This window comes from Actinomadura sp. KC345 (assembly GCF_004348515.1).
GTDB lineage: Bacteria > Actinomycetota > Actinomycetes > Streptosporangiales > Streptosporangiaceae > Spirillospora.
Map to the genome: position 1 here is coordinate 1 of NZ_SMKH01000289.1, position 9,758 is coordinate 9,758.

General features: G+C 73.0%; 7 protein-coding genes. 2 read left to right on the forward strand and 5 right to left on the reverse strand.

The window, feature by feature from the left end; genetic code table 11:
• The 3 genes from E1281_RS32445 to E1281_RS42265 form a co-directional block, all read right to left on the reverse strand.
• Nucleotides 1-1,004, reverse strand: a 1,004-nt coding sequence (locus E1281_RS32445) for a serine/threonine-protein kinase (RefSeq protein ID WP_131883533.1), incomplete at its 3' end; no start/stop codon positions are given.
• 21 nt (nt 1,005-1,025) lie between these two features.
• Nucleotides 1,026-2,735 (reverse strand): serine/threonine-protein kinase, encoded by a 1,710-nt coding sequence (locus E1281_RS41470; RefSeq protein ID WP_207943617.1) that lies wholly within the window; start codon nt 2,733-2,735, stop codon nt 1,026-1,028.
• Nucleotides 2,735-4,843, reverse strand: a complete 2,109-nt coding sequence (locus E1281_RS42265; RefSeq protein WP_243717653.1) for a serine/threonine-protein kinase — start codon at nt 4,841-4,843, stop codon at nt 2,735-2,737. The genes E1281_RS41470 and E1281_RS42265 overlap by 1 nt, the downstream gene beginning before the upstream one ends.
• A 134-nt stretch (nt 4,844-4,977) precedes the next feature.
• Here E1281_RS42265 and lysX point away from each other — a divergent pair, with 134 nt between their 5' ends.
• Complete coding sequence (lysX, locus tag E1281_RS32460; RefSeq protein WP_243717654.1) at nt 4,978-8,400, forward strand: bifunctional lysylphosphatidylglycerol synthetase/lysine--tRNA ligase LysX; 3,423 nt, start codon at nt 4,978-4,980, stop codon at nt 8,398-8,400.
• Here lysX and E1281_RS32465 read toward each other — a convergent pair.
• Nucleotides 8,397-8,894, reverse strand: coding sequence for a hypothetical protein (locus tag E1281_RS32465; RefSeq protein WP_131883534.1), 498 nt, complete (start codon nt 8,892-8,894; stop codon nt 8,397-8,399). The two genes, lysX and E1281_RS32465, sit on opposite strands and share 4 nt — an antisense overlap.
• A 160-nt stretch (nt 8,895-9,054) precedes the next feature.
• Here E1281_RS32465 and E1281_RS32470 point away from each other — a divergent pair, with 160 nt between their 5' ends.
• A complete protein-coding gene (locus E1281_RS32470; protein ID WP_131883535.1) occupies nt 9,055-9,282 on the forward strand; it encodes a hypothetical protein in 228 nt (75 codons plus the stop codon).
• Between the two features lie 145 nt (nt 9,283-9,427).
• Here the strand turns inward: E1281_RS32470 and E1281_RS40715 are convergent.
• Nucleotides 9,428-9,758: hypothetical protein (locus tag E1281_RS40715; protein WP_207943618.1), on the reverse strand; the 331-nt coding region annotated here is incomplete at its 5' end.

Genomic DNA, 9,758 nt, shown 5'->3' on the forward strand with positions numbered 1-9,758 from the left:
GGGTCCCGGCGCGTGACCGGGTCCAGGTCCCCCGGATCCCGGCGGGTGACCGGGTCCAGGTCGTCGGAGTCCAGGACGGTCTCCGCCACCTCGTCGGCGTGGCCGCCCGGCTGGTAGCGGCCGGACGGCTCGTCCGCGACCGTCTCGCCGGCCCGCGCGACGGGCGGGCGAGGCGGCGGCGTCCGGGGCCCGGGAAGGGCCGCCACGCGGGTGAGCAGCGGATGCGCCTGCGCCGCCGTCATCCGGGTCCTCGGCTCGCGCACCAGCAACCCGTCCAGCACCCGCGCGAGCGGACCCGCGTTGCGGGCGGGCGGGACCGGCTCGGTCAGCGCGGCCTGCAGCGACGACATCGCGTCCGACCGCTCATAGGGGGAACGGCCCTCCACGGCCGCGTACAGCGTCGCGCCCAGCGCCCACAGGTCGGACGCCGGCACCGCGCGCTCGCCCTGCGCCCGCTCCGGTGGAATATAGGCGGGCGAGCCCATGACCAGGCCCGTCTGCGTGAGCGTGGAGTCGCCCTCCACCTGGGCGATGCCGAAGTCGGTGAGGACGACCCGCCCGGTGTCGGTGATCAGCACGTTGCTGGGCTTGACGTCGCGGTGCAGGATGCCCTTCTCGTGGGCGTGCTGCAACGCGGCGAGCATCTGCAGCCCGATGTCGGCGACCCGGCGGTGCTCCATCGGGCCCCGGTCCAGCAGATCCTGCAGGGACGGGGCGAGGACGAGCTCCATGACGATCCAGGGCCGGTTCGCCTCCTCCACCACGTCGTGGACGGTCACCACCCCGGCGTGGTTCAGCCGCGCCGACGCCCGCGCCTCCCGGAACGTCCGCTCGTACATGACGGCGTGCTCGGAGTCGCTGAGGCCCGGCGGAAACACGACCTCCTTGACCGCGACCTCGCGGTCGAGCATGACGTCGAAGGCGCGCCACACGGTGCCCATGCCGCCCTGCCCGACCACCGAGTCGAGCCGGTAGCGGTTACCGAGCAGACGTGCCTGTGCCATGGCTAGACGGGCCCTCCTTGGTCATCCCACCCCGGAGGGACGGAACGTGTCGAGCACATTCTTCACGAGTGCCTCGTTCGCGTTCCACTGGGACGCGGGAACCGCGACCACCACGGCGTACGGCCGGCCGTTGACGATCACCCCGCGGTCGCGCGCCCGGGTGACGCCGTCGCGGGACCAGGTGAACTCGATGTCGGCGGCGGGCACGCCTCCGACGCTGGTGCGGGTGAGCGAGATCCGGTTGAAGTTCTTCAGCTGCCCGTCGGCGATGGCCTGCTGCTCCCACTCCAGCCAGTGCTCGTACGGGTCGCCCGACCAGGGAGTCTGGTCTACCTGGATGTAGGCGCTGCTCGCGGGGTCCGTCCAGATGACGCTGGCGCCCTGCACCGAGCGCTCCCAGCCGCGCGGGATCCCGATGGAGTAGCCGGGGCCGCTCGCCCGGACGAGCCCGTCCGGGAGGGGGGTCCGTCCGGGAGTCTCGGACGTGGCGGGCGTGCTCGTTGTGGTGGGCGTGGTGGGCGTGTCCTGGCCGGCCGGGGTGGACGGCCCCGCGGCGGGCGGCGGCTGCTGCGTGCCCGTTCCGCCGCCGGACGAGCCGTCCGGCCACAGGAAGAACCCCGCGGCGGCCAGGATCACCGCCGCCACGGCCACCCCGGCGAGGATCGGCGCCGCGACCGACCGATTCCCCGCTCCGGACGTGGCGGCCCGCGCGTCACCGGGCGTCCAGTGACCGTCCGTCCCCGGCGGGTAGTGGCTGGTCATCCCGGGAGCCGGCGGAGGGACGGGGCCTCCCGGCGACGGCTGCGGCGAATGGGGATACGGCGCGGCCTGCGTGGCGCCCGCCCCCACCGGCCCAGTGCCTGACGGCCCAGTGCCTGACGGCCAGGTGCTTGGCGGCGCGGTGGCCAGGTCGGGGGCGTGGCCGGACGCGATCGCCTTCAGGGCCTCCTCGGCCCGGTCGCCGCCCAACCGCCGGGACGGGTCGCGTTCCAGCAGGGCGGTGATGACGGGCGCGAGCGGCCCCGCGTTCTCGGGCGGCGGCACGTCCTGCGTCATCACGGCGGCGAGGACGGCCATCGCGTCGCTGCGGTGGTGCGGCGCCCGCCCCTCGGTCGCGGCGTACAGGGTGGCGCCGAGGGCCCACAGGTCGGAGGCGGGGATCGCCGGGTCGCCGTTCACCCGCTCGGGCGACATGTACGCGGGCGACCCCAGGATCAGCCCGGTGCCGGTGAGCGTCGCGTCCCCCGCCAGCTGGGCGATGCCGAAGTCGGTGAGGAGGGCCCGGTCGTCCTCCGCGACGAGCACGTTGGCGGGTTTGACGTCCCGGTGCAGGATGCCGGTCGCGTGCGCGGCGCGGAGCGCGCCCGCGATCTGCCGCCCGATCGCGGCCACGCGGCCGGACGGGAGCGGCCCGTCCTCGTCCACGATCTCCTGGAGGGAACGGGCCCGGACCAGCTCCATGACGATCCAGGGCCGGCCGTCCTCGTCCACGACGTCGTGTACGGTCACGACGCCCGGATGGTTCAGCCGGGCCGAGGCGCGGGCCTCGCGCAGCGTCCGGCGGTGCCGGTTGTCGCGCTCGTCGTCGTTCAGCCCCGAGGGCAGGACGACCTCCTTGACCGCGACCTCCCGGTCGAGGGTCTCGTCGCGGGCGCGCCAGACCGTGCCCATCCCGCCGCGTCCCACCACGGATTCGAGCCGGTACCGCCCGGCGAGGACACGGGCCCCCATCAGTCGTCCGCCGGCTCGAAGAACGCGTAGACCGGCTGGAGGTCGGAGAGCACCGTGTTCCAGTTCTTGTCGGGGGCCCGGAGGAGGATGGCGTAGCCGTGCCCCTCCGTCACGAACCCGCGGTTGAGGATGCGCTGGCGGCCGCCGTCGCCGTCGAAGGTGAACTCCCAGTCCGCGGAGTCGTCGCCGTCACCGGTGTCGGGGACGGGCGGCTGGTCGCCGGTCGGCCTGATCCCGATCAGCTCGTAGCCGGGCCAGCCGGAGCCGCCGCGCTCCTGCCGCCGCCAGTCGTCGATCGCGCTGTCGCCCGGGTCGTCGGTCTGGTCGATCTGGAAGTAGATCTTGCGGTCGGGCGAGTAGAAGAAGTCGCCGCCGTTCTTGCGCTCCGGCCCGCTCCAGCCCTCCGGGACGGGCACGGAGTAGCCGCTGCGGTCGTCGTGCATCGTGAAGCCGGCGGGGAGCCCGTCGCTCGGCGTCGCGCTCGGTGAGCCGCTCGGGTGGGCGGAGGTCGCGGGAGCGGGCGGGGCGGCGCCGGTCGCCGGGGCCGTGGCGCTCTCCTTCCCCGCCGTCTTCTCGTCGTCGCCGTTGCCCGCGAACGCGATGCTCGCGACGACCACGATGAGGACCAGGACGATCCCGGCGATGATCAGCACGTTCCGGTTGGAGGCGAGGGCCGGGCGCGCGTTCGCGTGCGTCGTCGGCGGGAAGTGCGTCGACGTCCCGTGACCGGGACCGCCCGGACCCCCGTGAGCCTGGGCCCCGCGACCCTGGGCCCCGTGCTGCACGGCCCCCTGGCCGGGTGATGACCCGTGGCCCGGTGACCCGTGGGCCGCGGGGGCGGCGCCGCCCGCGGGCTCCGTCCGCGGGCCGGAACGCCATGACGAGACACGGTCCGGGTCGGGCGCCGTCTCTCCGGGGCCGGCCTTCGGGCCGCCCGCCTTGCCGGGGTCGCCGGCGTTGCCGGCGCTGCGGGTCCGGGCGGCCTTGCCGGCCGGGATGTCGAAGCTGGTCAGCTGGTCCGGGCGGGCCTCCTGGGCTGCGGCCGGACCGACCGGGTCGACGGTCGTCGCGCCGCCGGGGCCGCCGGCCTCCTCGGGGAGCGGCTGGTCGGGCGCGTACGTCTCGGGATACGGCTCGGCGTAGGACTCCGCGTACGGCCGCGCCCCGTGGGACTCCGCCCCGCGCGGCTCCGGCGCGTGCGCCTCCGGCTCCCGCGCCGGCTCGTCCATGGAGAACTCGACGGCCATGGTGCGCTGCGTGTCGATGGTCTCCTGGCGGACGATGTCGTCCAGCAGGGCACCGGCCTCGATCGCGTCCATCCGCTGGTCGGGGTTCTTGCGCAGCAGCCCCTCGATGACCGGGATGAGCCGCCCGCCCTTCTCCGGCGGATCGGGCTCGTCGGAGATCACCGCGATCAGCGCGGCCATCGGCTCGGAGCGCTCGAACGGCGACTTGCCGTTCATCATCGCGTACAGGGTGACGCCGAGCGACCAGAGGTCGGAGGCGGGTCCGGCGAGCCGCCCGCGGGCCCGCTCGGGCGCGATGTAGGCGGGCGAACCCATGACCAGACCGGTCTGGGTGAGGGTGGCGTCGCCGGAGGCGGTGGCGATGCCGAAGTCGGTGAGAACGGCGCGCTCGCCCATCCGCCCGGTGCCGGTGATCAGCACGTTGCTCGGCTTGACGTCGCGGTGCAGGACGCCGGCCTCGTGCGCGGCGTGCAGGGCGGCGAGCATCTGCCGGCCGATCTCCGCGGCGCGGCGCGCGTCCAGCGGACCGTCCTGCTTGATGACCTGGTCGAGGGAGCGAGCCCTGATGAGCTCCATGATGATCCAGGGCCGGTCGTCCTCCTCGACGACGTCGTAGACGGTGACGACGCCGGGGTGGCCGAGCCGCGCGGCGGTACGGGCCTCACGGAACGTGCGCTTGTGGTGTACGGCGCGTTCCTCGTCGGTGAGACCATGCGGGAGGATGACCTCCTTCACCGCGACGTCACGACCGAGGACCTCATCGTGTGCCTGCCAGACCGTCCCCATACCGCCCCGGCCGACATGGGTCACCAGTCGGTAACGGCGGGCGAGCAAGCGCTCACCGGTGGGTTCACTTGGCATATCCGCGACCATATCGACTTTTGCTGACAACCTTGGACCGAGCTTGCAAGCCGCATCCCCCTACTCGTACGACGTCCGGCGTGCCGTCAAGGTTCGCCTGAGGGCATGCCCGTACGGACGGAAGCATGGTGGACGTGACATCCGCTACGAATGAACCCGCTACGAGAGCCTCCATCGGGAAGGGCGCTTCCGAGAGGGAAAGCACCCGCAAGGACACCGCCCGGAAAGACGGCGTCCGCGACCGGGGGACAGCGGCGGGGCAGGGTCCGCGTGGCGGGGACGCGCTGCGGGGCGAATGGGGGCGGCTGATCCGCTCCGCGCCGACGATCTTCTTCTGGTACACCCGACTCTCCGGGATCCTGTCGCTGCTCGCCTGGGTCTCCTATGGTCTCATCCTTGAGATAGCCGATATCTGGGCGCTGCGCTGGATCGGGTATCTCGGGTGGTTCCCGAGCGTGCCCATCGGACTGCTGTGGATCCTGCTCTCGATGGGCATCCGGCGGCGCAAGAAGGCCGCGTGGCGGATCCTCGTCCTGATCTTCTGCCTGCCGACCGCGCTCGGTGTCACCGCGGTCGTGACGACGCTCCTCAACCCGGCGAAGCCGACCCACGTCGGGCTGATCGTCACCGCCGCGGTGTACCTCGCCGTGCTCGTCCTGCTGGTCGCCGCGCGCGGCGAGTTCACCACGCTGCCCGACCGGGCGAACCGCCGGCTCGCCACCACCGTCTTCACCAACCTCCTGGTCGTGACCTGCGGAATCGGAACGTTCCTGGTCACCCTCACCGACCAGGACGACGGCGGCGCCTTCTGGACGCACCCGGTCTACGCGATCTCCCAGACCGTGCTCGGGCCGCGCGTGACGGGCCGGCCGATCGACGTCCTCGCCCCGCCCTGGGTCGACGCGATCCTGTGGGTCCTCGGGACCGGACTGCTGATCGTCACGTTCTGGGCGATGTTCAGGCCGGGCCGCCGGGACCCCGTCCTCAGCCCCCAGGAGGAGCTCGCGGCACGCGCGCTGCTCGCCGAGTACGGCGACCAGGACTCGCTCGGGTACTTCGCGCTGCGCCGCGACAAGGACGTCACCGTCGCACCGAACGGTAAGGCGGCGATCGCCTACCGGGTCGAAGGTTCGGTCTCCCTGGCCAGCGGCGACCCGCTCGGCGATCCCGAGTCGTGGGACCAGGCGATCGAGGCGTGGCTGGCGGAGTGCCGCGCCCACGCCTGGATCCCCGGCGCCGTCAGCGTCGGCGAGCGCGGCGCGCACGTCTACCGGCGGCACGGGTTCGACGCGCTGGAACTCGGCGACGAGGCCGTCGTCGACCTCACGGACTTCAACCTGGACGGGCGCGAGATGCGGCAGGTCCGGCAGGCCGTCCGCCGGGTCGAGCGGGCCGGGTACTCGGTGCGGATCCGGCGGCACGCGCAGATCCCCGGGTGGGAGATGGCCAGGCTCATCCGCAGCGCCGACGCGTGGCGCGGCGAGGAGGCCGAGCGCGGGTTCTCGATGGCGCTCGGCCGCCTCGGCGACCCCACCGACGGACGCTGCGTCATGGTCGAGGCGTTCGACGCCCACGGCGAGCTCCGGGGGCTGCTCAGCTTCGTCCCGTGGGGACGCGCCGGACTGTCGCTGGATCTGATGCGCCGCGACCGGCTCGCCGAGAACGGGCTGAACGAGTACATGGTCGCCAAACTCGCCGAGAGGGCCGCCGCCGTCGGCGCGCAGCAGCTCTCGCTCAACTTCGCGATGCTGCGCTTCGCCTTCGCGCGCGGCTCGCAGATCGGCGCCGGGCCCGTCGCCCGCCTGTCCTACCGGTTCCTGTCGTTCGCGTCGAGGTTCTGGCAGCTCGAATCGCTGTACCTGTCGAACGCGAAGTACCTGCCGAGCTGGCGTCCCCGCTACATCTGCTACACGCAGAGCCGGCACCTCGTCCGGCTGGGACTGGCCTACGCCCGTGCGGAGGGGTTCCTGCCAAACCTGAACCGTCCCAAGCTCGACCGGGCGGCCGCCATGGTCCCGTCTGCCGACCTCGTCGAGCGGATCCAGCGGATCGAGGAGGCCGCCGACGCGGCCCGCGCGCCGCGGCGGCGGCTGTCGGAGCAGGAGCGGGTCAGGCACGCCAAGCTCGACCGCATCCGCGCCGCCGGAATGGAGCCCTACCCGCGCGGCTGTGAGCGCACCGACGTCGCCGCCGACATCCGCGCACGCTTCGCCTCCCTGGCCCCCGACGCCCGCACGGGCCATCGCGTGGCGATCGCGGGACGCGTCCTCCTCGCGCGCGAGCACGGCCGCCTCGTGTTCGTCACCCTGCGGGACGAGACCGGCGACCTGCAGGTGATGCTGACCGCCGACGCGCTCGGCGAGGAGTCCCTGAATCACTGGAAGACGCTGATCGACCTCGGCGACCAGGTCGGCGTGCGCGGCGAGGTCGTCACTTCCCGGCACGGGGAGCTGTCGGTGCTCGCCTCCTCCTGGCGGCTCGCCGCCAAGTGCCTGCGTCCGCTGCCGAACAAGCGGTCCGGGCTGTCGGACCCGGAGTCGCGCGTCCGGCAGCGGTACGTCGACTTCATCGTCAACGACGAGTCCCGGCGGATGCTCCGGATGCGCGGCGACGCGATCGCCGCCGTCCGCGACGGCCTGCGGGCCCGCGGCTACCTCGAAGTCGAGACGCCGATGCTGCAGCCCGTCCACGGGGGCGCCGCCGCCCGCCCGTTCACCACCCGCATGAACGCCTACAACATGCAGCTCCACCTGCGCATCGCGCCCGAGCTGTACCTGAAGCGCCTCCTCGTCGGCGGTGTCGGCCGCGTCTTCGAGCTGAACCGCAACTTCCGCAACGAGGGCGTCTCCCCCAAGCACAACCCCGAGTTCACGATGCTGGAGGCCTACGAACCCTACGGCGACTACGACACGATGGCCGCCCTGACCCGGTCCCTGGTCGTGGACGCCGCCCGCGCCGCGCTCGGCACCACCGTGGTCGTCCGGGACGGCGTCGAGTACGACCTCGCCGAACCGTGGCAGGAGATCACCGTCTACGAGTCCGTCTCCCACGCCCTGGGTGAGGAGATCACCCCCGACACACCGGTGGGCACCGTCCGCGAGTTCGCCGGCGGCGTCGGCCTGAACTTCGACTCGCAGTGGGGCCAGGGGAAGATCGTCCAGGAGCTCTTCGAGGCCCTGGTCGAGGAGAGGCTGACGGCCCCCACGTTCGTGCGCGACTACCCGGCCGAGACGTCCCCCCTCACCCGCCCGCACCGCGCGGACGAGCGCCTGGCCGAGAAATGGGACCTCATCGTCTTCGGCCTCGAACTCGGCACCGCCTACTCCGAGCTGATCGACCCCATCCTCCAGCGCCGGCGCCTCACCGAGCAGTCGTTCCAGGCCGCCGACGGCGACCCCGAGGCCATGGAACTGGACGAGGACTTCCTCCGCGCCCTGGAGTACGCGATGCCCCCCGCCGGCGGCATGGGCCTGGGCATCGACCGCCTCCTGATCACCCTCACCGGCCGCAGCATCCGCGAGACGATCCCGTTCCCCCTGGTCCGCCCCGGGGGCTAGAGCCGCCGCGGGACGGGCCGGAACCCCTGCTCGGCGAGCCACCTGCGCGCCCACCCCCGCCGGGCGTCCTCGCCGCCGGGCAGGGCGTCCGGCGGGATCGGCAGGCCGTCCGGCGGTTCCCCCGCGGGCAGGACGTCGCCGCGTCGCAGGTCGAGCACCTGGAACCCGTCGTCCATCGCCGCCGCCACGGCCGCGAGGTCGACCGGGAGTTCGGCGAGGCCGGACGCCGGACGCGCCCCCAGCGCCGCCGCCACCTCCGCGGCGAGTTCGGGGTCGCCCGGAAGACCGCGCCCCTCCAGTTCGTTCAGGCACTCCCGCGCGGGCGCCTCCGCACCGGGCACTCCCTGGGCCAGGGCGGCGACGAGCGCGTCCCCGGCGTACTGGAGCACCGGCATGAGGTCCCGCCCTCGGAGGACCCCGAGCCCGGCGGCCCCATCGCCCCGCGCGACGGCGGAGCGCAACCGCGCCAGCGCGTCCTCCGCCCATTCGGTCACGCGGACATTTGTACCGACTTCCTCCGACACTTGCCCGCTGATCCACCGAGGCCGCCGGTCCTTCGGGGGACGGCCTTCCCGGACTCTGCGTCCAGACCGAGGGCATCAGCGCCTTCCCTGCCGCCTTGCGTCTCAGGGAAGCGTCCGGACTGTCCCGACCGTGGGAACGCCCACCCGACAAACAAAAGAACGAAAGGCACACGGCATTGGCCACCAAAAAATAAACGCCAGGACCGGAGACCTCGAAGCCGGTATCAAGACCGCCGTCGAGGCGGCCGAGAAAGGCGACGACGTCACCCTCACCTACGACTTCGCCGGTCGGGCTCTCAGCACCGACGTCTCGGCGGGCGACACGGCGCTCGACGTTCGCAGACGCCTGTTCAGCTGACATGACCAGTCCAGCCGAGACGGCGTCGAGAATCGAAGGCTCGCGCGGGCACCGTTGCCGGCGACGGCCGACACCGCGATCCACGGATCGTAGAGCCGAAGGGCCCGGCATGAGCGGGGCCCTTCTTTTCTGTCCGCAGGTCGCGCTACCCGGACTCCGACTGGTCACGGTAGACCTCCACGGCGTAGCGGAGGCGGGCGCCGACGAGGAGTGCCTCGTCCTCCGGGCATTCGAGGAGGCGGGTGACCAGGTCGATGAGCTGGTCGTCGGACAGGTCCGGCTCGCGGACGGCGATGCGTCCGACGATCTCGACCAGCTCGGGCCGCTTGTAGGCGGCGATCGACTGCCCGCGTCTGACCTGCGCGGGCGCGGCCGCAGGTTCCGCCGGTTCCACCCGGTCCGCCGGTTCGGCCGGCCGCGGCGGCGGCTCGGGTCGCTGCCCGGGCCTCCCCCAGATGGCCGGGACGTCCGACGGT